This window comes from Bacillus cereus group sp. MG16, assembly GCF_040459875.1.
Classification (GTDB): Bacteria; Bacillota; Bacilli; order Bacillales; family Bacillaceae_G; genus Bacillus_A; species Bacillus_A paranthracis.
Genome location: NZ_JARVHE010000003.1, coordinates 46,216 through 70,591 on the forward strand (window position 1 = coordinate 46,216; position 24,376 = coordinate 70,591).

The window sequence follows — 24,376 nt, forward strand, 5'->3', positions numbered from 1 at the left end:
CTTTAGGCCCCTCCTAATATGCATATTGCCAAGATAAGTCCGCCTGCAAAATAGGCAAGCGGCTTCATCATTCCGCCTTTGTTTGTCATTGAACCTATCATAATAAATCCAGCTGTCACCAATGCACCATATCCCATAATATCGGGCAAATTTAAAACAAACCAATGACCCAATTGACTTAATATATTGACCATAAATTCACCAACTGGCTTAAAAATCCATTCCATTTCTTTCCCTACAATAGCATCACTAAAGTTATTTAATTGATCTAGAAAAGAACCTTCTTTTGCCTTTTCTCCAATATACCCAGCTGTATTAGCCGCAATCATTTTTCCACCTTCTAAAATGAATTTCACAAAGAACCCTCCTTTTAAATTCCCTTTAAAAAGTCTCTTATGTCAACGCTGTGCCTAGCTAAAACATACCCACAACATGCACCAATTAAAATTTCTATTGCTTTTGTACGATGTCCCAACGCCCAGGCCGCACCCGAAAAGATAATAACTAAAACTACACCCGCATCAAACCCGTTCATAATGGCACTATGAACATTACCAAACGTCCCGTTAACTCCCGCGGCAAATGTTACCTTTGGAAGTATTAATATTAATGAACTCCCTGTAGCGGTAAAAACCTTTTTAAGTACGTTCTTACTATTTGTTTCTTTATGTGCTTTCTTTTTATAACTTTGGTCCATAAAAGAGCGAAAAGAGATCGTTTCTGTCTTAGTCATGTTGTAACACCTCTCGTATAATTTTTTAAGAACTACACATACTATCTATAAATGAAAAGTAGGAGGTCTAACGATATGCATGTTGCAATTGCTGTCGCTGTAGGCGCGATTATTGGATCACTTGTTAATGTTTTTGTTGGGTAAAAATACAGGCAGTGAGCTTTTTGAAGGCTCCTGTCTTTTTGTTTGCGCCTTAATTTGTTCAATACGTGCCGCGGCACTTAATTTCTTCTTACCTGTTACACTCTGTTCGTCTTGTCGAATTGGTGAAGGTACTTGTTTTCTATCCTCTTCGCATGTTATTTTTTTATGTTTATCGGGTATATCGTTCCAGATCAATTTCTTTACATAACCCGAAAAATTTTTACACTTTACATGTTGTAACATGATCCGATCCTTTTCATTCTTCTTATTAAATGCTACAGGTTTACTAAACTTTGATCTTTCCATTCTGTTCACCCTCCCCGATGTGACCGATAATATCGGTATTACTAAAACGTATTCCTTTCTGTTTGTACGTTATTCACCTTTTTATACAAAAAAATTCTCTACTTTTTTATTTAATCGATATGAGCGGTAATATCACTTTTCTCATAAAAAAATGACCCTTTTAGGCCACATTTTTAATCATTAGCTATCAGCGTGCTTTACGCTATTAGCTATATGCCGACAGTATGAAACTTGTGCAAGTACAATACGAAAAAGAAGCATCTTCTCAAAATTTCCGAAATATAAGAATTTTAAAATCGTATCAAAGTATAAAATGTTATAATTATACTGTTCCTTTTGCATCCATGAGAAGGATTTTAAAACCGTAAGACACTTAGAGAGGGGAAACAACTATGTCACTTTTACAGCAACATTTTGAAGAAAGAAGAGAGTACATTTTCAATCGTCTTAAACAACCAGAATACATGGAAAGAAGTATAGAAAAAGTTCGCCAAGCTCAAAAAGAGATTAAAAATACAGTACGAACGATTAAAGATGTATTACTCCTAGACAAAACAACCGATCCATGTTTACCAGAAATCGCTCAATTTTCTCTTCAACACATTATAAATTCCGAGTCTTTTGAGAATGTCAAAAACCTTGTTCCATCCTCTATGAAAAAGTTAAATGAAGAAGAACGTGCAAAAGTATTAGATGAAACATTAAGCGTAGCAAACCAAGTCATGAATTTAGAGCGTACTGTTTTTATCATGATGTTTAATGCAAAAGAGAAAATCCTTATGGATTCTTATAAGAAAAAACGTAGATCACAAACAGAACTCCATTATGATGTTGCTGACAAAGAAGGATTTAACAAAGCTTTTTATGAAGAGCGTATTGATTCATTACAAAATGACATTCGTGTAATATCTTTTAAAAAGCTATGTGAGAATGAACCCGCACCAGAGGACTTAGAACTATTCAAACAACGTTATGAAACAATTATTTTACCAAAGGTACAAGAGATTATTTCCCTAATTGAACCAAGTTTAATAGATGTAGACGTATTTTTAAATCCAGTCATCGAGTATGGTGTAGGAGATATCACTTTAGACGCAATGATACAAAAACTACACAAAAATCTTTCTTTATTTCATGAATTATCAAAGGTTGAATATTGTCCAACAGTTGAACTAACAGTAAAAGAATATGTATTCTTAGAAGCTATGAACGGTTCCAAAAAAGGAGAGGAGTTGCAACCATCTAAATGATGCATACACAAGAGAAATTTTATGAAAAATTAATAGAAGAGAAGAAAGAAGTAACGATTTTTCTAATAAATGGTGTCAGAGTGCCTGGAAAAATTATCGCTGTTGATAAATTTTCGGTACTAGTTTTAAGCAATGGCAAGCAACAGTTCCTTTATAAACAAGCAATTTCGACTGTTTCTTTATAAAAATAAAATCTTACAATTATAACATTTTTATCCTTTTGTTAATGTATCTCACTTCAAAAATTCCCATACATAATGTACTCTTAGATATAAGAGTTAGGTTTTTTCCTTTAGGGCAAGGCTGGTTTCAGCCTTGTTTTTTGTTTGCAATTTTTTCGATATTCTATATATAAAGGAGTTTAAAAGAAAAGGTGGATATGAGATTACTACATGACATGATCGAGGATCAAAAAAAAGAATTGAGCTATCTTGTAAAAAATTATGGATTTAGCCATTAAAAAGTAATTGATTATAGTCAAAAGTTAGACCTTTTAATTTATGAAGCAATGGGAAAATATCGATTAGATCAAAAAATGAGGATAAAAAAAGAATCCTTAATTCAATAAGGATTCATAACAGGAAGATAAGAGACAAATATAGAAATAAAAAGAATTAATTATATTATAATTGAAAAATATGAAAAAGAATATTGAGAAAAAATAACAAGATTGAATTTTCTGATTAATCGTTTTAAAATAAAAACGAGTTGTAGTAACAAGCTGTCATTAAACCCCTTACACCAAAAGGTTGGCAAATATCCAATCTTTTTTATGTAGATAGGCTCTCTTGCTTTTCTTGCATGAGAGCCTATCTACATTCGGGAACTACCTCTCATTATTATAAAGAAATAATCCATATAAAACCAATAGGTTTTTTGATATTAAAACGCTATATTTTTTATATTCTATGTTAAAATTAGTGATTGAGGGTACAATTTTTCAAGAGAAAAAGGCAAACAATATAAATACTTTCTGAAAGTGTTCAATTCAAGTTCGACAAAAAGCATTTGTTATTCTATAACAAATGCTTTTTGACAAATTACATTCTTTTTTATAACATAAAAAAGGAATTGAGTGTACCAGACTCAATTCCTTCGGTGAAGTCATTTGCCAACGAATACCTAGTGAAAGAATCCTTCTTTTATGATTGGATTCTTTTACTTTGTTTTGAGCATAAAACGTAATATTGTATATGCCATTTTTCTTGCTGAACATCCTCGTTTGATCGCTAATTGTTGTAAGAGCTTATGTTGAAATGGTGTTAATTCAAATTCGATAAAATGCTGAAAAGCATGAGACTGCTGAACAGGTACATCCTCCATATAAATATAATCTAACCCTTCTGTTACTAACTCTAATGCGATTTGATCTAAGCTTTCATTATAAAGGGCTAATTCTTCCAACCTTTCATATAAATGTGGTTCTAAAGAAATCAATAATTTTTTATTTTCTTTTCGAAACTTCTGCTTTTGACCTTTCCAATACTGTTGCTCTTGCATAACTGCATGTAACATTTTAATTCCCCCTATTTATAATTTAAATTTGTATTTCTCCCTTAAAATCAAATTCCTACTTATTGTTTCTTACAGTATCAACAGCGGCTAAACAGGCGGCTATCCCTAGACGTTTTTCACTATATATTTTCTTGTTCACTGTTAGGTACCAGCAACCATTTTCTTTTACGCTCAATAAATCGTCATATTGCCGCCCTAATTTTTCTAGAATAAAAGTGGATTCCTCAACAGGATTGAAATATTCAATCGGCATTCTAATAAATGGTGTACGATTCTTCCCCCAATATGTACCGCATTTTTCTAGCCCCAAAAACTCTTTTGCAATGACATAATCTAGCCTTTCTGTTGCAACAGATAAATCGTGATACGGTATCACCAATTAGAATCACTCATGGCCACAAACTCTTTTGCAATACTGTTGTATAAGATTTGACAGATACTAATGCCTTCAAAGTCATCTTGTGTGACAACAAAATCGGACTGTCTTAATTTGTGCCCGTTTTTATCCGTTGTACCAATTTCAAATTCCTCACTTTTCAATAATTGAACTGTTTTCATCACATGAAATTCCCCCTTAATTTCCTAAATAAACATGTTAAAATATTTTTGAAGGCATCTTATTTCTTGTGCCCTTCACCAGTACGATCACTCATCATACTTCCCCTTTCTGTTGTTTTATAGCAATGGAAAGGGATTGTTTTGTAAAGCGGCTTTTACTTTCTTGCATAGCGTTTTGAAGCAATTTTAACTTTGTTTCTTTGCAAAGAACTCTCCATACAGATACACCAATTTTCATTTTCTTGCCTCCCTTTTATACTTCTTCTCCACAATCATGACAAACCGTTATAGATTCATCTGTTCCTTTAATTTCGATTGTTTGATTATCTCCATGTGTACAAGAAATTTCTTTGTCTTCTATCTGTTTTTTCATGTGAATTACAACTTCTTCAATGCAGTAATAACATAGTCTTCCTAACGCAAATCCTTCCGCGGCAATCTTTCCACACGCTCTACATTTGTAATCTTCCATATGATTGCTCCTTTCTCTCTTAAAGGATTAATTCACTAAGCTGACAGCAATCAACGCACTAATTGGGGTTTGTGTAGTAATGGAACAAAAACGGCAATAGCATAAAGTAATTATAAAACATTGAAAGACTTCCTCTATTTCCCTCTTAAAATCCATACTCCTGTTTTATACTAAAAAGAAGATTAGTTCTACGGAGGGAATTAAAAATGGGTGTAAAAAAGTCAATTGATGATATGCACTTATTGGCCAAATCCAAAGGATTTCAGTGTTTATCAACTGTTTATATTAATATGTCTACACTATTAATATGGAAATGTTCACAAGGACATGTTTGGGAAGCGAAGCCCAATGGGATTAGTAACGGAAATGGGTGTCCGAAATGCAGCAATAGAAAAAAATTAACTATAAATGATATGAATACATTAGCCAAATCCAGAGGCGGTAAATGTCTTTCCACTGAATATAAAACGAATAAAATTCCCCTTACATGGATGTGTTCTGAAGGGCATATTTGGGAAGCCCGGCCAAATAATATAAAGAATGGTAGTTGGTGTCCGGAATGTAATAATGAGAAAAGGAAAAAGCCAGATAATTTATTAATTAAATGAGATTCAATAAAACAATTAAAATACTTCTTATATTAAGGTTACTAATAAAAATTTAATCAAATATTATTTTAACTATACATCAAGCCTCGTATATTTAGCGCATGTGTAGCAATGGAACAGAATCACGTAACAAGCATTAGTGGACATTAGGAATTTGTTCCTTTTCTTTTTGATGTAAAATCTATCGTCAAATATCTCTTATAAACTTATAAAATTCAGTTTTTTTAGAATTTTTTGTATAAATATGGTATACTTATTTTGTAAAAATTTTCTAGGAGGGTTTAAGGTGAAGAAATTAGTTTCAATTTTCTTATCAGCATTACTATTAGTCGGTGTTGCTCCTACTTTAAACGTGTTTGCAGAAGAAGAGAGCAAAGAAGTAACTTTAACAACAGTCACTGAATACAGCATTGTCCCAGAAGGCTTAGAAAATGTAAGTGTAGAAGAACTACAACGTGCAGGCTTTTCAGGGGGTTCAGCGACAGTTACGTGTAAAGATATAGGACATTCATTGGCAGATTGTGATACAACATATAAGGTAGTTGGTGATAAAATTTCACTTATAAATACTACGGTTACAATCAACGACCCTAACGGTGGTCATATTCTAGAGGGGAAATCTGATTTCGGTATAATTAATCCATCTAGAAACCCAGTTTACAGTGCAGTAAGTTTCGTTTTACCGCCAGGTACATATCGTTCAGAAATGTGGGGTAAGATTCAAGGGGGCAAGGGGACTTATACAGTGACAAACGTTAAATCCAGAAACTTCAAAATGTCTTCATGATCCTTTAATTAAATAGAATAAATAACCCAATCAATTTCAACCGAATGGGTTATTTATTCTATTTTTAATTTTCAAGATATTTTTTAAGTTCGTAAGCATTATATAAATTATTATCTATACAAGATTGTGCTGTTATTTTCAACCCTATTATTAGATGTTCTATTTCTTCATCCGTATACTTTTTTACACTTCCATTCCCAGCTACTTTTTTTGTATTATTCTCTAAATCTATAGTTATTCCTAATAGTACATGATTACTTTTTACATCAACGACTTGAATATAAAAATTTTTATTTTCCAAATCAATTGTAATAAAATCAAACCGTTCTACTAAATCAATTCGAGAAATACTTGTATAATCAGACATCATTTACCCCTCCATCTTATTTGATTCAGTTCTTAAACTACTCGCCACTTAATACCCGAATAGATTGTTTGAAGTGTGTGGTTCTGTTAACTAGACGTTTATGTTTAATTAAACTCTTTATTATAAAAAGATTAAATATAAGTATACAGGTCTAACATAAAGTCATTTACATTTCGTACCTAAAAACCTCGAGAAATGTTTATATATTTATACAACGTCCGCTAATGCTTGTTACGTGATTACCCCTATCTTAGATCTCTTCTATTTTAATCAATGAACGTAAATCCCCGTTTTCAACTTCTTCTGGTAAGTGAAACGAATACCTTCCTACAATATTTATATGCTCATGTCCTACTGGAGAGAGTCTTTGTATGTCCTCGTTATCAATTTCCACACCATTTTCTCTTATAGCATCAAGAGAGGCTGTCATATATCGAGTATTCCACACGACAATGGCATTGACAATAAGACCTAACGCACCTAACTGATCTTCTTGTCCTTCACGGTAACTTTGATATAAGACTCCTTCTTTTCCATACATCACTGCTCTCGCTAAACTGTGACGAGATTCACCACGATTTAATTGTGTTAAGATTTTTCTTCTATATGCTGAATCTGTAATAAAAAGTAGATTATGTTGAGTTTTAAAGATCCTGCCGAACTCACCGATTGCTCTACCTAACATAGTCGGTTTTCCTCCACGTTGCAAAGCTTGAATTAACTGTGTTGGATTTACTGTTCCAAGCTGAAGAGAACCAGCAATTCTCATAAAATCATCCCAATAACGAATAATTAAATCTGTACGAATTTTATGTCTTGAAATAGTATTTAAATCACCATAATCAGCAGTTCCATCCATTCTCCAAAACCTTGATGAACCGATATCTGCTATCCTTGGACTAAACTGATACCCCAAAAGAGCAAATAGACCAAATATAATATCACTATATCCAGCGGTATCCGTCATAATTTCTTTTGGTTGTAATTCAGTAGATTGTTCTAAAACAAGTTCCAACAATCGTAATGAATCTCTGATTGTACCAGGGATAACAATACCATGTAAGCCAGTAAACTGATCGCTTGTATAATTATAATAGGTTACACCACGCCCCACTCCAAAATACTTGGGATTTGCTCCTGAATGTGCCGCCTTGTCAGGTGTAACAAACCGTAGACCATCCGCTGAAGCTACTTCGCCACTTCCTAATAGTTGTGCGAGTCTCATTTTGGAATGATAGGAAACCAAAATGTTATTTGCTTGTGTAATCGTTTCGGCACGTAAATAGTTTTGTTCTACCCATGTAAGTCGATCATATTCAAGAGCGGGTACCCCCGCTTGTGTCACAGGTTCAAGTCCTATATTACAAGCTTGTGAAATAAGAACAGCACATATGCTAATAGAAAGGTCTTTCACTCTAGAATTTCCTTCACTAATATGAGTAAAAGCGTCAAGAAAAGGAATCCATTGATGTAATTCGAGAATGAGCTCCGGTAAATCTGTATGCGGCATTAAAGAATGAACTTGTTTTCTCAATTTTTTTAATGCTTTTGGTTCTTCTAGTCTATCTAGTGGAGGAAGAACTATTCTATTGTTTTCAATGCGAAACTCTTCATTTTCCACTAACTTTTTTTGAGCCTTTTGGTATGTCTCATCTAATTTGAAGGCTAAATCCTGTAAAGTTTCTTGTGCTGATGAAGACCAACCGAGCGTTCTTAATATATGTGGTTTGATTGATTCCCAATCTTCACCTTGTAATAGTTGAGCTCTAGGATCACAATATCTTTCACTCGGATCAGTGAAAATGTCATGACGCTTTAATGCTTCTATAAATTGTTCAATTGTCCAAAATGTATAAGCACATCGGTCTATTCGATGATTTCCCCCTTTCAGGATTAAATTTCTCCAAGAAGTTGACATCCCCTTTAATGGTGCCCCTATATATTTATTCCTTCCGGATTTATTTTCACTCTCAGCAAGAAAATTCCATGCTTGTAATGCATTTTGGCCAGAAGGGGTTGATTGAAAATGTAATACGGAAAATAACTTAGGTAGGACTCTCCGTATAGTTGAATAATTTTTAAATAATTCTTTGTATGGTACTGTTATATCTGGGGGTTCGGTTAAATGGTTTATCTTTTCGAGAGATTCCTTTACAATTTCCTTCGGATAGGTTGCAAAGATAGTTCTACGTATATTTTCATCTGTAATATCCTCATCAAGTAAAAGAGAACAAATATCTCGTAATTTTCTTGCAGCCGCATCTAGATCTTTAATGGTTCGAAGTCTTTTCTTAGTCCCTTTATTATTAGATTTTCTAAACAAATCACTAAAAAGAACTTCCATTCTTTCAATGACATCATCTTTTGCACGAATAGTGAACACAATGGCGAATGAGGCAAGAGTAGCTATTCGTCTTTCATCATTCATACGTTCTATGGTTTGAGCCCTTGCCATAGAAGCATAGCGGGCTAATGGTAAAATTCTTCCCATTGGAATTCCGGCTGTATTCCACTCAATAGATCCTATCTCACAAAATTTTTCATACCGCTCAATGGTTTTAAGTAGTCCAGTAACTGTTATACGGGCTGGAGGCTTTCTCAAAATATCCAGATTGGTTCTTTTATTTATAGTTGAATCGGAAGCCAGTAATTTCTCTAATGTTTCTCGTTGTTGATAATTGGGAAGACTAGCAAGTTTTCTCCAAAGGCGTGTATTTGCTCTGTCCCTTATTTGAGCAATCAATCTTTCCATTACAGTTACACCAGGTAATAGAATTTTATTTTCTACACATTTCGCTGTTGCCAAATCAAACAGAACACTTGGCCGTTCTGCTGAAACCCATGCACGTGTATATAACCAGCGTAATAATCTCCAATGGTATGGTTGTTCTGTAAAATCTTTATAATTATAAATTCGCTTAATTTCTTGCGCATGATTACGAGCTGTTCTTTCATTTGTATATAAACTTAATACGCTTAAATTTATATTAAGTTGTTCTGAAACATATAATGATACATTTTGAGGTACATCCGTTGGACGAGACAAAAAGGTTCCCAAAAATCTGACAGTCCCTAATTGAATAGCGAAACCTAATTGATTATGGTCACTCCGCATTTGAGAAATAATGGAACGATCTTGATCATCAAACCAAAAATATTTATTTAATTGCTCAGGGGTTGGACTTTCGGGAAATTTTCCATAATTTGCTTTTTGTTCATGAGTCAAAAATTCAACAGGCATCAGATTCTCCTTCTATCAAAAATGATGGTTTTTGATAATTGTATTTTTTGATAAATGATAAGATAAAAGACTAGGAAAACTCGTTATCAAAAATATTACCAAAAACAAATTAACATTAATATACCTTTTTGATAAAATTAACTCCACGAGGAGGTTATGTTTCATGAAAAGCCATATATACGGTTATGCTAGAGTAAGTACACAGCAACAAGATTTAATTCGTCAATTAGATTTATTGAAGAATTTTAATTGTACAGAAATTATTACAGAAAAAATGTCCGGCACTAAAAAAGATAGGCCTGAATTAATTAGGTTAAAAGATAAAATTAGAACAGGAGATACCTTAATTGTAGAAAGCTTTTCAAGATTAGGGAGAAGTACCAAGGACTTAATCGAATTAGTTGAGTATTTTGAACAAAAAGGTGTAAAGTTGATCAGTCTGAAAGAAAATTTTGACACGAATACACCACAAGGAAAACTTATGTTAACTGTATTTCAAGCATTCAGTCAATTCGAACGAGATTTAATCGTTCAACGGACAAAAGAAGGAATAGAAAGTGCTAGAGCTAGAGGAAGAAAAGGTGGCCGTCCAAGAATAAAAGAAAAATATATAGAAAAAGCCTTAAATCTATATAATTCTAAAGAATATAGTATTAGTGAAATAGTTACAATGACTGGAATTAGTCAAGCAACGTTATATCGATACATAAGAGAAAAAGAAATGAATAGTACAGAAAAACAGAGTGTTGAAAAAGAAAAAACTGCAGAAATTAGAATGTGGCTTAGAGTAGAAAATAATAGTAAATTTGTCAGAGGAAAAAGCAAGGTAAGGAAAGAAGTGGAGCAATATCTCAGATATTATTTTAATATGGAAGTAAATTCATCTGGTGAATATGTATTTTACGTTCCCTACAAAGATATTGATGATTTAACAAAACAGGTTGAAGATATTATTTGCGAGATTGCAAATGATGCTTATAGGAGAAATTGTTTTATTGAAGCAAATACATCTTGTGATGAATTAGACTTATATTGGTAAAATTGTAGAGAGGCGTCTTATTTTTGATGTAAAATCAAGTTTAATCAAAAATATAGTATGTCCCTTATCATTTAAATGATAAGGGACATACTATATTTTTTTATTTCATAGCCCTTTTTCTTTATATTTACTCAATTGTTCTATCCAATCCACATTATGCCAGCCTTCAGGTCGATAAGCAGGTGGGGTTGTATTCCAATCTTTAAAATACAAATCTTCATATTCTTCTTTTGCTATTCGTTGTTCTCTTGAATTACTTAATAAATTAAATAACTCTGTATTATACTGAATCTCTTCATAAATGACATCAACAAATTCCTCACGTTTATATCGATTCCAAGGCTTGTTTAATGTCAATATCTGTGCAATTTTAGCTTTAGAGACATACTGCTTTTGTAAAGCAATTAAAATATCTTCTTTTCTCCACATATCAATCACCTAATTCTATAATTGCCCTGATTATCCTCGTTTATACAAGGGGAGTCTTTCTATAAAATTGCGCCTATTGCCGTTTCTGTTCCGTTACTACACAAACCCCTAATTAGGACCAAACCAACAAATTGCATGGTATTCTTTATTGATTGAATCAATGTTTTATCTCCTTTCTAGAGAAATTGTTTTAAAAACAACTTTTCTTCCATATGGTTCCTCTCTAAAATCCATATAGGATACCCGAAAATAAGTAGGTGAAAAGCATCATAAAAATTGAGGTTGCAAAGAAACCATAAAACCAAATCTAATCGGAAACATTTTCTTCAATACCAAAATAACGATTTAACTTTTTATAATTTTCTGAAATAGATGAGTAAAAATTTTTGAGGAATTTAAATTTAAGGTGAGGTTGTGTTAAAATAGGCTCACCAGACGTAATTTTAACAAGGATTTGTTTCATAGCCATTCTTCCTTTCTTAAATTATGTTGGTCCATAAGAGGAAGGTGTTTTTCCAGGCTGGCAGGCGCGGAAACATCTTTCTCTTTTGTTTTTTTACTTTTTATTTTTCGGTTCACCAAACCATTCATGCATTGCATCAATCGATACAAGCCAAGATTTTTGATCTCGTTTATATGTGCGGTTCGGATCACGCGGCGGTTCAAAATACTTAATCAAACCGCGTTCAATCATACTATCAATTTGTTCTTCCTTTGCTAAAGATGGTTTTACTTTGTTTTTTACTGTTTCATAGGGTATTCCCCATCTTATAGCCGCTTCTTGAAGAAACATATACTTATCAATTTCCTTCATTAACAAATCCCTTTCTAAATCTATAAATATTTTCTATGAACCTCCTTTCAACTCAACTTTAACCTATATAGGTTAAAGTTTCAAGTGTTTTCCTGTTTTTTCTTTAGTTTTTTTTCGACAAATAAAAAAGCCCTATCAAGATAGGACTTTTTTACCTTCCAATATTTCGTTTGGAATTTCTGTAATGAAATTTATAAAGTAATCTGGTTCTAATCCAGAAGTATCCCAGTCTATTTGCTCTCTTTCAACCGAATTTTGTTCATCTGGATAAACACGCCATATATTTTGTTTCACTTTTGAATTTATCCATAAATCATCGTAGTTACTCATTAAAGAATCAAATACAAAATGAACTTTTCGCTTTCGAAAGTCTTTTTTAAGAAAGACCCCATAATTCACTAATAGCACATAGGGGACATATTTTAGTGTTAATCCCTTATAAGCCCATATATTTCTTTCATCTGCTTTTTCTATCATTTCTTTAAACTCTTTTTTATATAAAAATGCTTGATTTCCTTTTTGATTGCCTTTCATAATCTCTTTGCATTTTTGATAAATTGGCCATAAATTAGCGACTACTTCTCTTTTGATCCTCTTTGCATTTTCTTCATCCTTTTCTGTAGGGTGAAGATGTTCATACTTTTTACGTCCATCTTTTATAGTAGGGCAATTAGAATGTTTATAATGCGCGAAATGATCTTGTCTATTTGGAGTAGCGTCAGCTCTTACATATACAGCTGTATTGCATACTTCACATGATGCGTCTTGATCTGGATATTTTATTTTCCATTTAGATACGTGGATTTCTTCATTTGTTTCTGGATCAATAACATAATATCCCATGATACTTCCCCCTTGTTTATTATATTTACCTTTATTTTACCATCTATTTTTCTTTATTTTCAAAAAAAAAGAGAGAGCTATGTATATACATGGCTCTTTATTAGTTAATCACAGCTGGAACTTCCAGCATCACTAGAAGAATCGCTACAATTACTTGATGAATTATCATGATGTGAGTGGAATGTAGATGTAGTTACAACAGGTGATATATAGTTTGAATTATCATCTGTATAAGTAGAAGATTTTGCGGATTTCTTACGTTGTTTACTTTTAAATGGTGTTGAATCATTGTAATAAACTTCATGATATCCATTTTCAAACGCGTCTTTTCGTAATTCCCTAAGTTGCGCCTTTTTATTTTCCTGTATTTCCTCGATTTGTTGAGCCTTCTTTTCTAAAAAACAATATAAAAGTCTTATAAAGCGCCATACCAGGAATATAACTATAATGAAAATACAAGACAGTTTTATAATTGTCATAGTCCTATCCCCTTTATTTCACAACGATCTTCACTTTTGCACCGTCTGGTAATTTCTCCATTTTATTACCTATATATGAGCCTGCACCGCGATTGTCAGCTGGTTTTATATGTTTAATGTCAGCTCCTTTACCGCCTTCAAGACAAACGGCCATAGGATATTCATCCCGATCATATCCTTTTTTCGTTGGAACATTTGCCAACGTAAAGAATACCAATCATGTACTTGTCCCATCGGGACAATATCTGTAGGAGTATTTGTCATATATACATTGATACCGCTAAGTCGTTTACTACGAGCAGAATACTTCATTCCTTTCTTTTTTTCTCTTACAATTTGATTTTGTAATCGTTTTTGTTGTTGTTCTTTTGTTAGTCGATGAACAATCACACGAGTTGGAACTTTATCAATCATTCCTACATAAGCGTTGGATATTTCACATGTCTGTCCTGGCTGAAAAGAGTTCATTAAAACCTCCATATCTATCTGGATATACTCTGTACCTTTCTTGATTCTGCCATCTTGAAAATAATCAGGGTTAGGATTTTTTTGATAAATACGTGTATTTGATTTGATTCGTGAGATATAATAAGCCTTTTTATCTTGTATATGTTGAAGATCTTTCAAATGAAAATAACCTAAATCTCGGATACATAAATCATTCGCTGTTACAGTTGGGACACACAGGGAACCGTAGGTTCGATCATGTTGTTTACCTGGACCTGTATGAATATGAAGGAACTTTCCACTTAATAAATCATACTCAAGTTGAATCTTTATCCCCGCTGTATGGCTGCATCCTCCTGCACCTGGATAAACAAATGAAAAAGAATCTGGGAGTTGAAATGCGGTTGAATCTAAAATACGAATACGTTTGAAAACAGAAGTATATGGTGAAGAAAGTGGCATAGATGAGGCCAATTTTTGATTTAATAGTTCAGCTAATACGTGTTGTAAAAGTTGAACGGCCGCTTTATTAAATCGTTGATTCAGTCCCTCGGGACTGATGAGTACTTCTGTTGATGCTTCTAAACGACTAGATAACTGAGTTAAAGAAGTTGTAGCGACATTTTGGCTCATTCATACACATAAAGCGACTAAATCTTTTGCTTGGTACTTACTGGTTCGTTGTACAAAACCAACCTCTCTAGCAAAATCTCGTAAAATATTGGGAGATAAGAAGTTTTGAATTTCTTGAGAAAATAGTTGTAATTCATCAGCTACAGAAATAGACATACAAAAACGCCATCCTTTCCTATGATTCTATAGAAAGAATAGCGTATTTTTTCATTTTAGGGGGTATTTTGTTTTGTTAGCTTGATAGCGATGTGGCGGTACCCCTAAAAGAACATATACTCTTACAAAACAGAAACATGGGTTCTGTTTTGTAGGAGGGAAATAACATTGACTATTCAATATTGCAACATGGAATTATCATATATATGTTCGCAGATTTTATGATTCAGTCAGTTGCATCAAAATGGGTTGATCCAGTGAGCCAGTATGTTCAAATTATAAAAGGGTATGCTTATTTTTTGCAGACCCTTTTATAACTTGAATGAAAAAAATATCGCTTAATATTACCTATTAAATAAATAATCCCAAGCTTTTTTGAACACTCCTGGATATGGCATAAAATCCCTCCTTATATAATTATTAGTATACCACGTTAACGTTAATATAATATATAAAAATATTAGAAAAATTAAAAAAGATGATAAAGTTTAATTTTATCCAAATTCAATAATCTACCATATAAAATTCATAATAAAATCCAATAAAACCTTTTAATGCTAAAATAAATGTGATATATTTATAACAACAAGTGCGAAATACATCACAAAGGAGAATTCACATGAAAAACAAACTGGCTTACTTGGGGTTTATTGGATTTCTAGGATTTCTAGGACTTTTAGGTCCTCATTCATTTTTAGGTGAAACATCATTTACATATTACTTTTTCGCTTTCTTCCCCTTCTTTTTATATGCAAAAGTTATACCAGATGAACTTTTTATCCTACATGTTCGCATTGCTGCCACAAAGGCATTTTTCGTGGCATTAGTAATGGGTGTTTTACTAATCTTAAGTATCGTTATTTTTGCAAATGTACATGTAATCAGATTATGCGTTGTACTTGCAGTTGTAATACCATTAGGAACTTTTGTAATTAATTTAGAAATATTTGAACGTAGAGAAAAGAAAGGGATGCAGGATGGTATTAATCACACGGATGAAAGAATATAGGGTAAAGCTAAATATGTCCCAAGAAGATTTAGCTAATAAGGTTGGGGTTAGAAGAGAAACAATTGGTAATCTCGAAAATGGAAAATATAACCCTTCATTAAAACTGGCTTATGATATTGCGAAGATTTTGAAAGAACCTATTGAAGTTTTATTTAGGTTTGATGAATAATTTGATCTATTATAGATTAGTAAACAAACCCAAAAAATCAGTATAATTCATAATCGTACAGGGGATACTGAAGGGTACAGCTTCTTAAAAAACGGAATCATTAGGCTGCATATGCCTTTATGGAAAGGTTATTGATATAACTTCATAGGACGATTCCGCTTTACAAAATCTGCGGAATTTCAAACTCTATGCCCTACTTTATACTATATAAACGAAAACGAAGTTTGCAGCCAAACTTCGTTTTTTCCACGTACAATAACTCTAACTTACTATCAAAAAAGCTTTGCAACAGCAAACCTTAAGCTATATTTTTTAATCAAAGCAATAAATTATATCAATTTATTTAGCAATAATTATCATGCCACCATTTTATATTTCCCATTACCCTGATCTGCAATGACTGCCTGATCCCTAAAAGAACATTTCACACAACTATTATTTGAAACACATCTATTGAAATCGAAAGCAGGACTTAAATCTTCCTCCCCAGCATAAGATAATGTTCTGTGAAAGCCACTATCTATTAAACTAAAGATAATCTTTCTACATGATCCTTTCGCTGTGTATCATCTATCACCGGATTATTTAATTTGTATAAATTGTAATACTTACCTTTTTTCTCTAATAATTCATGGTGTGTACCTTGTTCAATCACTTCACCTTTATCTAGAACAATAATTTGGTCCGCATCTAAAATCGTTGATAATCTGTGTGCAATTACTATTCTTGTACAACCTATTTTTTTAAAGTAATCAGATAGTCTGTTTTCATTAATTGAGTCCAATGAACTTGTTGCTTCATCCAAAATCAACAATTGTGGTTCATTTACAATTGCTCGCGCCATTACAATCCTTTGACGTTGTCCTCCAGATAAGTTCATACCCATTTCAGAAATCATAGTATGATAACCCATAGGCATATTTTCTATCTCAGAATCAATCTGTGCGATTTGGCAAGCTAATTTAACTTTATTTAAATCTATATCTTTTCTATCCATTGCTATGTTATCAAATATAGATTTATTGAATAGTGTTACATCTTGAGGAACTATCCCCATTTTTTTCCTCAGTTCTTTTCTATTAATTTCGGTTAAATCGTCATTTCCATATAGTACCGTACCTTTTGTAGGTAAATACAGACCTATCAAAATTTTTGCTAATGTACTTTTTCCTGAACCTGATTGTCCAACAATAGCAACTTTTGTGCCCTTATTTATTTTGAGATCAATGTTCTTAATTACTTCTGCTGAATGTTTGGTATATGAAAATGAAACATTATTCAGTGTAATATCTCCATTCACAATTGCTTTATCGTTTAGATTAGAATCTTCCTCTGCCTTTGTTGTTATAATATCTTTCATTCTCTCAAGATATGTAGTGGTTAATACAAAACTGTTCCAAATATTGAAGAGAGAAGATGATAAAGAAAAAAATGTTTGACTAATTGCATAAAAACTCATTAATTCTCCAATAGACATTTTTCCTTGTGTCATTAAATAGAGACTAGTACATAGAATAATTAATGGCGATACCATTTTGACAAACTCAATTATTGTATTGCTATAGATCTTAAATTTTTCAGCCGTTATAAATCTTTTTAAATAACTTTGATACCTATGCTTCCATAGTTTAAACATATCATTTTCTATAGAAGACATCTTAACTCCTAACATCGAATAGATAATCTCTACTTGTGTCCCTTGAAGTTTACTTTGTTCTGAAACTACATTCTGATTTGTTTCTACTAAATACGGACGGAATAGTAGTATACATAGCATATTCGCTATAAATAAAATGACTGCGATTAGAGTTAGTAACAAAGACTTACTGCTCATATAAGCTATGATAACAACAATAGCACCTATATCAATAAAACCTCTAATTAATTGCTGAGCAAATAATTCACGAATCATAAAACTACTGTTGGTAGCAAATAAGATATCTGCCTTAGAACGTATTTCAAAAAATTTATATGGGACCTTTAAAAGATGACTGATTAAATTAGTATTAATCGATGTATCAATATGGGTTCTCATTTTAATTAGCTGAAATCCATTAAAAAAGGTAAGTAAACAGTATATAAGAACACCAGCCAAAATACCGATAATCCCAATATTAACAAATTTTTCAGGCGGACTCGCTATTGCATTATCTACAATTTTTTCAATTAAAATGGGAATAGATAAAGTCGCAAAATAAGTAATTATTGATATAAGAGCTATTTGGAAGAACAATAGCTTCTTTTCTAACAAAACTGGATAAAAATAGGACCATACACTTTTGGATTTTTGTTTAGGGGTAAAATTTTCATTTGGTGTAGGGACTAGAACATATGAAGAATACATTTCATCCAATTCTTCCAGGCTAATCCGTTTTCTTCCCAAACCAGGATCTACTATATAAGCAAAGTCAGATCCGATTTTTTCCAATACAACAAAATGACTATCATTCCAAAAAAGAATTACAGGCACTTTTAATTGAAATAGCCCTTCCAACTTTGCCCTGTATAATTTAGTTTGAAAGTTCAATCTCTTCATCAATTGATTTAGCTGTGCTAAACTAGCACCGTCTCTTCCTACATCCAGGTATTCCCTAAGATCATGTAAAGTCTCATGGCTGCGATAGTATCTTAAAATCATAGCTACACAACATAAACCACATTCAGTCTGTTGTAATTGCTCCACATAAGGGACTTTTTTTTGTTTTTTAATTTTCATTATAAACCTCCGTACATACCATAACTCATTATAATGATAAGACACTATCTAAGATCGCGTTTTTCAATAATTAAACAAGCAATTATAAAGGTTAGAATAGAACTTACTAGAAGTAGTACCATCTCATAGTTAGTGTAAGATTGATTGTGAAACCCATAAGTCGCAATATAAAATGGTGTATTTTGGACTAATTCTCTAATTATTTCATTTCTGTGCTTTTCTCCAACCAGCAGTATCAGTGATTGAATCATGCCACCATAAAAGACATAAGTAATTAAAAATGAAAATACAGAACTGAAAGTAATTGTACTTATAAGTAAAATAAAAGTACCTAAGCACAAACCATAAAGCAGAAAATGAAGAATTGAATAGTTAATGTTCATTAACAATTGAGATAAAACTATTTCTTCTGTATTAAAAATTTGAATAACTAAAACAGTTAAATTATATATAAAACAAAGTAATAGACTTAGACCAACAATCGTGATTAATTTAACAATCATTACTTGTAATCTCGTTAAACTACTCGTAAAAATATATTTTGAAGTCTTGTATTCAAATTCCCCCCCCAATATTCTCGAAAACAGCAATAGCATACAAAATTCAGTTGCCCTTATAAAGACTATACTGGCCTTTTCTGGCATATTCTCATAGGGAGGTAAAAATATTCCTAAAAACAGAAAAAATATTAATAAAAGGAATCCAATGTTGTTTACCTGTTGTTTACCTTGTAAGTAACTTAATTTTAGTATTCTGCTCAACGATCCCATCTCCATTTATTACTATTTTTTAATATCCCTTCTGTTAATTACTATAAGAGAAGTAATAAAAAAGACTATCCCCCATATAAACAGTTGGATAAATTGATCTACTGATAAACTTCCTTTAAAAATTCCTATTCCTATAATATAAAAGGGAATGTATTCAATGATGGACCATAATCCAGTTAACTGCTCCTTTACTGAAAATATTATTGGAGTAAAGAAATAAAAAAACCAAATTGTAGGAAAAGCAGTTATAAATGTATTCAACAAACTAAAAGTTATTGTTGTGAGAAGTAGTGTATAAGAGCCAATAACAAATCCTATACATATGAAAATTAATAAGCTATTCAAAGTATCGATATTAAAGAATTTTTCCATACTATATTTTTGATTAATAACGAATCCTATTATAGGATTAAATAACTGTATGAGAACCCAAAATAAAACAGTTATTTGCAAATTCATTAGCAGCTTAGAGAATAACACTTGATTACGTGAATAGATACTCGTGAATAGGGTCTTATAGGTTCCACTTTCAAAATCACCTGATAGTGATTTTGAACAATAATAAATAAGAATCATAAATAATACTTTAAAGAACTCAGCCTGATAAGAAGGTATATCGAATGCCTGCGGACGGTATACAAGCCACATTCCTAAAAAACCTATTCCTGTTGCAATAGCATATAAAAAACCTTTTGATGTCACGGTATATTTGAAATCATTAAATGCTAAATTCAATACTTTATTCAATATTATTCCCCCCCATGACCTTAAGGAATTTCTCTTCAAGCGTTTGTTTATGCTCATATATTCCTGTAATTGAAATGCCCACATTTACAATATCCTTTACTAAGCTATCACGAATAGAGGGGTCAATATATGCAGTAATTGATTTTTCGTTTAGTCTAGAAGACTCAATTTTGTTTGAACTGAAGTATTTAAGTAATTTATTAGGATCATTTGTTTCAAATACCACAGTAATAAGGGATGAATCGGACTCTTTTTCATTTGTTAAGAATTGTTTCACAATTGATCCGTTTTGTATAAAAATTACCTTTTCACACATAGCCTCTATTTCCGAAAGAATATGGCTAGAAATAAGAATTGCTATTCCTTTTTCTTTGGAAATATACTTTATAAATTTCCTAAGTTCAGGAATAACATTAGGATCAAGCCCATTTGTCGGTTCATCCAGAATTAATATCTTTGGATTCCCTAACACCGCTTGGGCAATACCCAACCTCTGTTTCATTCCTAGAGAATATTTCCCAGCTTTTTTATGTATAGCATTTTCTAAACCAAGCATTTCAATTATTTTATTTATTTCTACTTCACTTGTATCACCAGCCATCTCGGCAAAGAATTTCAAATTTTTATAACCTGTTAGATGTGGATACAGTCCCGGTGTCTCGATAACGCAGCCAACTAGTTTTCCATTACGTTTGGATGTATCTCTTATATTTTGATTTTCAATAAACACATTTCCATCATAATTACGAATTAAACCGGACATTATACTCATTAAAGTTGATTTTCCAGCCCCGTTTGGTCCTACTAGCCCTACTACCTCACCTTCTCTCATAGAGAAGGTGATATTTTGTAAAGCTGCCTGTTTGCGATATTTTTTTGATACATTTTCGACTTTTATGACATCATTAGTTGGCATTAAAATTCTCTCCTTTTATATGGGCAATTAATTTAACCATAAAATATCTTTTACTACTTCAGGAGCATAGAATTGTAAACAAGTATAACCAAAGCCTGAAAGTCCAACCATCAAGCCATAATTTTCTGTGCCTCTAAATACTCCCTTATCCCATTTATGCTGTAAAAACGAAGTATATAGTTCGTCAAACGTAGCTATACACTGTTTTTGTAAGGTTTCATCTTTTAAAACCGAGGCTGCAAAATGCAAGATTCTTAGATTTCCTAAATCCCCATGACATAGACTAGGATTTCTTCCAAGCCCATCATTTTTTGTAGTTTCCAGTGCAATTTGTAAATCTTTATTTATAAGTTCAACACAACACTCATATTGATACAACATTACTCGATTTAATAACATACTTGGTGCTCCATGACACCATCCATAAGCTCGATTTTCCTTCTCAACACTATTGTACCAATTGTTAGTCTCTTCGCAATATAGCGTTTTTTCGTACTTCAATGCCTCTTCAATAATAGGTAAAATCTCTGTGTTTTTTGTAATATTATACAGTTTTGCTAAGTAGGCTGTGATCCCTGCGTTTCCATGTGAAAATCCTGTATAACCTTCTTCTCCCCATGTTATACCATCTCTATCATTAAACTGAACTGTACTCTCTTTTAATGCATTAAAACAATGATTAGCAAGATTGATGAGATCTTTTTTAATTATATTATCTGTAGAATGTTCATACATTGACAATGCTACAGCCATTGTACCTGCAATACCTCCAATAACATCATGAATCGATTTTGGATTAATAATCTTTTCTAATAATAAAATCTTTTCCTGTGCAAGCTTTATTAATTGATCATCTTTAAATAAATGTCCAATCTGGAAAATCGTATAGATTTGACCGCTTATCCCTGTAAAAGCACCAATTCCTACATTTGTTGTTCCCTCAAAAAGCTCTACACTCTGCACAACTGGTAAAATTGCTTCATACGTAGCTTTTTTATAATGTTGACTATTTGTAATAAATCCTAAATGCGCTAAAAATAAAGCAATGCCACTATTTCCGCCATACATATCCTGTCCAACCTGAGTCAGATAAGTAGTTGTGCTCTCCTTATCTGCAGAAAAAGAACCAATCCATGTTCGATCTATTTTTCCATCGTGTTTTCCAATAATACTTTTATCTAATAGATGCTCTCCGATTTCTAACGCTAAATTTAACCATTTTTCGCGTTCATTTTGAGATATTTCTGTGTCAGAATGTTCTTGTAGTTTGAGGTTCGTTATATCCTTACTGCTGTCATTGGATTTTGTGAGATAAGTAATATCTATAAAATTCAATTGTCTTTCTAAATCTGCCTCACTAAGATTTTCTACTTTCCATTTGATTGTTTCAATTGGAGAACGTACAATTTTTGGTCCTACTATATGCTGTTTTCTGCCATTATAGATTTTATTTTGATTTGTAGTGGATGTGAAAAGTGGTATGTCTCCCTGTTTCATATCATAAATTTCTGACAGTCCTATATCTTTGAATTCATCAGTTAGTATAAGTGCAAGTCTATGAAGATAGACTTTTCTATCCAAAGGATTACGTAACAGATCTGGATGATAACTTGTAGTTAGTAATTGTGCGTAAATATATGTTGATCTAAAAAGAACTCGGCATTCTTTTTGATCAAATAATTCCACAACTTTTGAAATGAACGAGTTTTTATTTTTTAAAATCCATCTGTATGTATCAATAAATCCATTTTTGGTTTGCTCTAAGTAGTCTTTTGATTTTAAAACACTGCCATTTAAATTAGGATTATTTTTCTGAGTACCAAGCAACCCATAATCTTTTATAATTCTTACTTGGTCAGAGTCAGCATCTGCTATAAAGGTAGATTTGAACGGCGAAACTTGTACTTCTTCCGCCCCTACTCCACCCACATCAACAGATTTATTAGTTTTGTTGTTTATTATTGGGCTAGGAAGGAGTCCTATACCATCTACTGAAGAAGAAATAATCTCATTTGCTAACATACTTGCTGATGCGTTAGTTTTATCAACAGTGTGTAAGTCTGGGTGTAAAAAGGTCTCTAAATCTATTAGTACTGGATATTCTCCTTGAGCAATAATATTTTCAAAATGAAAGTCTTTACCATTAACAGCATACAGAATACCCAATAACTGTCCCGTACGATAATAAAAACGTTTAATTTGCTCTGAAGTTTCACAGGCTTGATATTCAATACATTCTACCCATCCAGCGTGTTCGATAAAATGAACTTTTGCTGCTCTTAAATCGAGTGAATTTTCCCTTTCCTGTTGATTGATCCATTGAATAAAGTCATAAAAACCTTTTTCAAGTTGTAAATCTCTTGGCTTGTATACGACGTTTTTTCCACAACTAAATTTCAAGATAGAAACGGACCTTCCTCCATTGTGAGTGTCGCCTGCGCCGAGAGTTATTTCTCGTAATTTTCCTAAGTTATTTTCTTTTGTAAATATTTTAGATAAATAATCCCATTGATCAGTTGTATCTTTAATTATCTCTTTCATATAATCAAATGTATGTTTCACTTTAAAATCCATGATGTTACTTAACTCTTGGTATTCCCTATAGAGAGGTTGAACAAATGATGCATCTTTCAGCAAGACATTTCTAAAATATAATGCCTTTTCCTGCGAAGAGTTACCTACTAATTTATTTTCTAAACGAGCTACATTTGTTTCTAAAATCATGACCTTATAACTAATTCGATCCAATCTTTGAACCATTCCACCAATAATTTGTTCAAATAAATTATCTGTATCTTCAATAATAGGAATTTTAGTTAAAAAACCGTATAAATCTTCAGCGTAGTAATTAACTATAGGTTTGAAAAAGTGAGCCCAAGGTAAATCATCGATTAATTTATCAAAAACTTTTTCTACACGCTTATCAATTTGGACTCTAAAAAAACGATTTATATCAACATTTGTCGAGCTTGATTCATTATATTCCTTTTCTAGTTCTTTGAACGAAGTATCTGAGATCGATAAGATTTTTTCTAAATCTTTTTTTTCTGTAATTTCAGGAAACAGAGTCATCCAATAATCAATTACATCATCAAAGGTAATTTCTAATTCGTTAGTCTCTAGATTATTTGTCATTATGTATAAACCTCATTTTTTTAAATTAGATGTACTTACTTTATTTATCGAAAATGAAAATGTAAGCCATAACAATTTCGTTATAGCCTACAT

Annotated in this window: 25 protein-coding genes and 4 pseudogenes; 8 read left to right on the forward strand and 21 right to left on the reverse strand. The window is 32.1% G+C overall.

Annotated elements, in window-relative coordinates; translation table 11 throughout:
• Positions 1 to 2: 2 nt before the first annotated feature.
• The 3 genes from QCI73_RS29750 to QCI73_RS29760 form a co-directional block, all read right to left on the reverse strand.
• Positions 3 to 356, reverse strand: a complete 354-nt coding sequence (locus tag QCI73_RS29750; protein WP_000668765.1) for a hypothetical protein — start codon at positions 354 to 356, stop codon at positions 3 to 5.
• A 14-nt stretch (positions 357 to 370) separates the two neighbouring features.
• The gene (locus QCI73_RS29755) at positions 371 to 733 is read right to left on the reverse strand and encodes a hypothetical protein (RefSeq protein WP_000167720.1); all 363 of its coding nucleotides are present in this window, start codon (positions 731 to 733) and stop codon (positions 371 to 373) included.
• 117 nt (positions 734 to 850) lie between these two features.
• Entirely contained in the window at positions 851 to 1,183 is a 333-nt protein-coding gene (locus QCI73_RS29760; RefSeq protein WP_200730611.1) for a hypothetical protein, read from the reverse strand.
• Positions 1,184 to 1,575: 392 nt separating this feature from the next.
• Between QCI73_RS29760 and QCI73_RS29765 the strand changes: the two genes are divergently transcribed.
• The 3 genes and pseudogenes from QCI73_RS29765 (at position 1,576) to QCI73_RS29775 (ending at position 3,001) form a co-directional block, all read left to right on the forward strand.
• A complete protein-coding gene (locus tag QCI73_RS29765) occupies positions 1,576 to 2,433 on the forward strand; it encodes a hypothetical protein (protein WP_200730610.1) in 858 nt (285 codons plus the stop codon).
• Positions 2,433 to 2,618 carry an RNA chaperone Hfq gene (gene hfq, locus QCI73_RS29770; protein WP_086404307.1) on the forward strand — a complete coding sequence of 62 codons (186 nt, stop codon included), beginning with the start codon at positions 2,433 to 2,435 and terminating at the stop codon, positions 2,616 to 2,618. The genes QCI73_RS29765 and hfq overlap by 1 nt, the downstream gene beginning before the upstream one ends.
• A gap of 212 nt (positions 2,619 to 2,830) precedes the next feature.
• Positions 2,831 to 3,001, forward strand: a pseudogene (locus tag QCI73_RS29775) (aspartyl-phosphate phosphatase Spo0E family protein).
• A 590-nt stretch (positions 3,002 to 3,591) separates the two neighbouring features.
• Here the strand turns inward: QCI73_RS29775 and QCI73_RS29780 are convergent.
• The 4 genes and pseudogenes from QCI73_RS29780 to QCI73_RS29795 all read right to left on the reverse strand — a co-directional run bounded on the left by QCI73_RS29780 (position 3,592) and on the right by QCI73_RS29795 (position 4,978).
• Positions 3,592 to 3,948 carry a hypothetical protein gene (locus tag QCI73_RS29780; RefSeq protein ID WP_000902064.1) on the reverse strand — a complete coding sequence of 119 codons (357 nt, stop codon included), beginning with the start codon at positions 3,946 to 3,948 and terminating at the stop codon, positions 3,592 to 3,594.
• A gap of 55 nt (positions 3,949 to 4,003) precedes the next feature.
• Positions 4,004 to 4,506, reverse strand: a pseudogene (locus tag QCI73_RS29785) (hypothetical protein).
• Positions 4,507 to 4,600: 94 nt separating this feature from the next.
• Positions 4,601 to 4,744 carry a hypothetical protein gene (locus QCI73_RS29790; protein WP_000690451.1) on the reverse strand — a complete coding sequence of 48 codons (144 nt, stop codon included), beginning with the start codon at positions 4,742 to 4,744 and terminating at the stop codon, positions 4,601 to 4,603.
• Positions 4,745 to 4,759: 15 nt separating this feature from the next.
• A complete protein-coding gene (locus QCI73_RS29795; RefSeq protein ID WP_200730609.1) occupies positions 4,760 to 4,978 on the reverse strand; it encodes a hypothetical protein in 219 nt (72 codons plus the stop codon).
• Between the two features lie 206 nt (positions 4,979 to 5,184).
• Here QCI73_RS29795 and QCI73_RS29800 point away from each other — a divergent pair, with 206 nt between their 5' ends.
• Together QCI73_RS29800 and QCI73_RS29805 are read left to right on the forward strand one after the other, a co-directional pair.
• A complete protein-coding gene (locus QCI73_RS29800) occupies positions 5,185 to 5,586 on the forward strand; it encodes a zinc-ribbon domain-containing protein (RefSeq protein ID WP_200730608.1) in 402 nt (133 codons plus the stop codon).
• Between the two features lie 286 nt (positions 5,587 to 5,872).
• Positions 5,873 to 6,373 (forward strand): hypothetical protein, encoded by a 501-nt coding sequence (locus QCI73_RS29805; RefSeq protein WP_200730607.1) that lies wholly within the window; start codon positions 5,873 to 5,875, stop codon positions 6,371 to 6,373.
• 64 nt (positions 6,374 to 6,437) lie between these two features.
• Here QCI73_RS29805 and dhp61 read toward each other — a convergent pair whose 3' ends face one another.
• Both dhp61 and QCI73_RS29815 read right to left on the reverse strand, forming a co-directional pair.
• Complete coding sequence (gene dhp61, locus QCI73_RS29810) at positions 6,438 to 6,740, reverse strand: protein Dhp61 (RefSeq protein ID WP_234449411.1); 303 nt, start codon at positions 6,738 to 6,740, stop codon at positions 6,438 to 6,440.
• A gap of 250 nt (positions 6,741 to 6,990) precedes the next feature.
• Complete coding sequence (locus tag QCI73_RS29815) at positions 6,991 to 9,984, reverse strand: Tn3 family transposase (RefSeq protein ID WP_200730647.1); 2,994 nt, start codon at positions 9,982 to 9,984, stop codon at positions 6,991 to 6,993.
• Positions 9,985 to 10,144: 160 nt separating this feature from the next.
• Between QCI73_RS29815 and QCI73_RS29820 the strand changes: the two genes are divergently transcribed.
• Entirely contained in the window at positions 10,145 to 11,020 is an 876-nt protein-coding gene (locus tag QCI73_RS29820) for a recombinase family protein (protein WP_200730605.1), read from the forward strand.
• Between the two features lie 105 nt (positions 11,021 to 11,125).
• On the opposite strand, the gene QCI73_RS29825 is transcribed toward QCI73_RS29820, so the two are convergent.
• The 7 genes and pseudogenes from QCI73_RS29825 to QCI73_RS29855 all read right to left on the reverse strand — a co-directional run.
• Positions 11,126 to 11,449 (reverse strand): hypothetical protein, encoded by a 324-nt coding sequence (locus tag QCI73_RS29825; protein ID WP_200730604.1) that lies wholly within the window; start codon positions 11,447 to 11,449, stop codon positions 11,126 to 11,128.
• Positions 11,450 to 11,756: 307 nt separating this feature from the next.
• The gene (locus tag QCI73_RS29830; protein WP_234449409.1) at positions 11,757 to 11,912 is read right to left on the reverse strand and encodes a hypothetical protein; all 156 of its coding nucleotides are present in this window, start codon (positions 11,910 to 11,912) and stop codon (positions 11,757 to 11,759) included.
• Between the two features lie 93 nt (positions 11,913 to 12,005).
• Positions 12,006 to 12,263, reverse strand: a complete 258-nt coding sequence (locus QCI73_RS29835; protein WP_199691493.1) for a helix-turn-helix domain-containing protein — start codon at positions 12,261 to 12,263, stop codon at positions 12,006 to 12,008.
• Between the two features lie 135 nt (positions 12,264 to 12,398).
• Complete coding sequence (locus QCI73_RS29840) at positions 12,399 to 13,106, reverse strand: competence protein CoiA family protein (RefSeq protein WP_200730603.1); 708 nt, start codon at positions 13,104 to 13,106, stop codon at positions 12,399 to 12,401.
• A 104-nt stretch (positions 13,107 to 13,210) separates the two neighbouring features.
• On the reverse strand, positions 13,211 to 13,585 hold the full coding sequence (locus QCI73_RS29845) for a hypothetical protein (RefSeq protein ID WP_200730602.1): 375 nt from the start codon (positions 13,583 to 13,585) through the stop codon (positions 13,211 to 13,213).
• Positions 13,586 to 13,598: 13 nt separating this feature from the next.
• A pseudogene (locus QCI73_RS29850) lies at positions 13,599 to 13,790 on the reverse strand (NucA/NucB deoxyribonuclease domain-containing protein); the annotation flags it as partial.
• Positions 13,778 to 14,821 (reverse strand): annotated as a pseudogene (locus QCI73_RS29855) (IS4 family transposase); the annotation flags it as partial. The pseudogenes QCI73_RS29855 and QCI73_RS29850, both read right to left, overlap by 13 nt.
• 619 nt (positions 14,822 to 15,440) lie before the next feature.
• Here QCI73_RS29855 and QCI73_RS29860 point away from each other — a divergent pair.
• Together QCI73_RS29860 and QCI73_RS29865 are read left to right on the forward strand one after the other, a co-directional pair.
• Positions 15,441 to 15,830: a DUF3796 domain-containing protein gene (locus tag QCI73_RS29860; RefSeq protein ID WP_200730601.1), complete on the forward strand. Its 390-nt coding sequence runs from the start codon at positions 15,441 to 15,443 to the stop codon at positions 15,828 to 15,830.
• Positions 15,799 to 15,999 (forward strand): helix-turn-helix transcriptional regulator, encoded by a 201-nt coding sequence (locus QCI73_RS29865; RefSeq protein ID WP_137073818.1) that lies wholly within the window; start codon positions 15,799 to 15,801, stop codon positions 15,997 to 15,999. The genes QCI73_RS29860 and QCI73_RS29865 overlap by 32 nt, the downstream gene beginning before the upstream one ends.
• Before the next feature lie 523 nt (positions 16,000 to 16,522).
• Here the strand turns inward: QCI73_RS29865 and QCI73_RS29870 are convergent.
• The 5 genes from QCI73_RS29870 to QCI73_RS29890 are packed head-to-tail and all read right to left on the reverse strand — an operon-like array spanning position 16,523 to position 24,283.
• Complete coding sequence (locus QCI73_RS29870; RefSeq protein WP_098674708.1) at positions 16,523 to 18,715, reverse strand: peptidase domain-containing ABC transporter; 2,193 nt, start codon at positions 18,713 to 18,715, stop codon at positions 16,523 to 16,525.
• Positions 18,716 to 18,759: 44 nt separating this feature from the next.
• On the reverse strand, positions 18,760 to 19,476 hold the full coding sequence (locus QCI73_RS29875; RefSeq protein ID WP_098674707.1) for a hypothetical protein: 717 nt from the start codon (positions 19,474 to 19,476) through the stop codon (positions 18,760 to 18,762).
• Between the two features lie 21 nt (positions 19,477 to 19,497).
• Complete coding sequence (locus QCI73_RS29880) at positions 19,498 to 20,232, reverse strand: hypothetical protein (protein WP_200730599.1); 735 nt, start codon at positions 20,230 to 20,232, stop codon at positions 19,498 to 19,500.
• Positions 20,225 to 21,148: an ABC transporter ATP-binding protein gene (locus QCI73_RS29885; protein ID WP_098674705.1), complete on the reverse strand. Its 924-nt coding sequence runs from the start codon at positions 21,146 to 21,148 to the stop codon at positions 20,225 to 20,227. The genes QCI73_RS29880 and QCI73_RS29885 overlap by 8 nt, the downstream gene beginning before the upstream one ends.
• A 27-nt stretch (positions 21,149 to 21,175) precedes the next feature.
• Positions 21,176 to 24,283, reverse strand: coding sequence for a type 2 lanthipeptide synthetase LanM family protein (locus QCI73_RS29890; RefSeq protein WP_200730598.1), 3,108 nt, complete (start codon positions 24,281 to 24,283; stop codon positions 21,176 to 21,178).
• Positions 24,284 to 24,376 lie beyond the last annotated feature (93 nt).

Coding starts and splice junctions, on each gene's coding strand:
- QCI73_RS29790 (WP_000690451.1), bottom strand. CDS start 4,744: ATGAAAATTGGTGTATCTGTATGGAGAGTTCTTTGCAAAGAAACAAAG.
- QCI73_RS29860 (WP_200730601.1), top strand. CDS start 15,441: ATGAAAAACAAACTGGCTTACTTGGGGTTTATTGGATTTCTAGGATTT.
- QCI73_RS29765 (WP_200730610.1), top strand. CDS start 1,576: ATGTCACTTTTACAGCAACATTTTGAAGAAAGAAGAGAGTACATTTTC.
- QCI73_RS29865 (WP_137073818.1), top strand. CDS start 15,799: ATGGTATTAATCACACGGATGAAAGAATATAGGGTAAAGCTAAATATG.
- QCI73_RS29820 (WP_200730605.1), top strand. CDS start 10,145: ATGAAAAGCCATATATACGGTTATGCTAGAGTAAGTACACAGCAACAA.
- QCI73_RS29780 (WP_000902064.1), bottom strand. CDS start 3,948: ATGTTACATGCAGTTATGCAAGAGCAACAGTATTGGAAAGGTCAAAAG.
- QCI73_RS29885 (WP_098674705.1), bottom strand. CDS start 21,148: ATGCCAACTAATGATGTCATAAAAGTCGAAAATGTATCAAAAAAATAT.
- QCI73_RS29870 (WP_098674708.1), bottom strand. CDS start 18,715: ATGAAAATTAAAAAACAAAAAAAAGTCCCTTATGTGGAGCAATTACAA.
- QCI73_RS29835 (WP_199691493.1), bottom strand. CDS start 12,263: ATGAAGGAAATTGATAAGTATATGTTTCTTCAAGAAGCGGCTATAAGA.
- QCI73_RS29800 (WP_200730608.1), top strand. CDS start 5,185: ATGGGTGTAAAAAAGTCAATTGATGATATGCACTTATTGGCCAAATCC.
- dhp61 (WP_234449411.1), bottom strand. CDS start 6,740: ATGTCTGATTATACAAGTATTTCTCGAATTGATTTAGTAGAACGGTTT.
- hfq (WP_086404307.1), top strand. CDS start 2,433: ATGCATACACAAGAGAAATTTTATGAAAAATTAATAGAAGAGAAGAAA.
- QCI73_RS29795 (WP_200730609.1), bottom strand. CDS start 4,978: ATGGAAGATTACAAATGTAGAGCGTGTGGAAAGATTGCCGCGGAAGGA.
- QCI73_RS29890 (WP_200730598.1), bottom strand. CDS start 24,283: ATGACAAATAATCTAGAGACTAACGAATTAGAAATTACCTTTGATGAT.
- QCI73_RS29845 (WP_200730602.1), bottom strand. CDS start 13,585: ATGACAATTATAAAACTGTCTTGTATTTTCATTATAGTTATATTCCTG.
- QCI73_RS29755 (WP_000167720.1), bottom strand. CDS start 733: ATGACTAAGACAGAAACGATCTCTTTTCGCTCTTTTATGGACCAAAGT.
- QCI73_RS29840 (WP_200730603.1), bottom strand. CDS start 13,106: ATGGGATATTATGTTATTGATCCAGAAACAAATGAAGAAATCCACGTA.
- QCI73_RS29760 (WP_200730611.1), bottom strand. CDS start 1,183: ATGGAAAGATCAAAGTTTAGTAAACCTGTAGCATTTAATAAGAAGAAT.
- QCI73_RS29825 (WP_200730604.1), bottom strand. CDS start 11,449: ATGTGGAGAAAAGAAGATATTTTAATTGCTTTACAAAAGCAGTATGTC.
- QCI73_RS29830 (WP_234449409.1), bottom strand. CDS start 11,912: ATGAAACAAATCCTTGTTAAAATTACGTCTGGTGAGCCTATTTTAACA.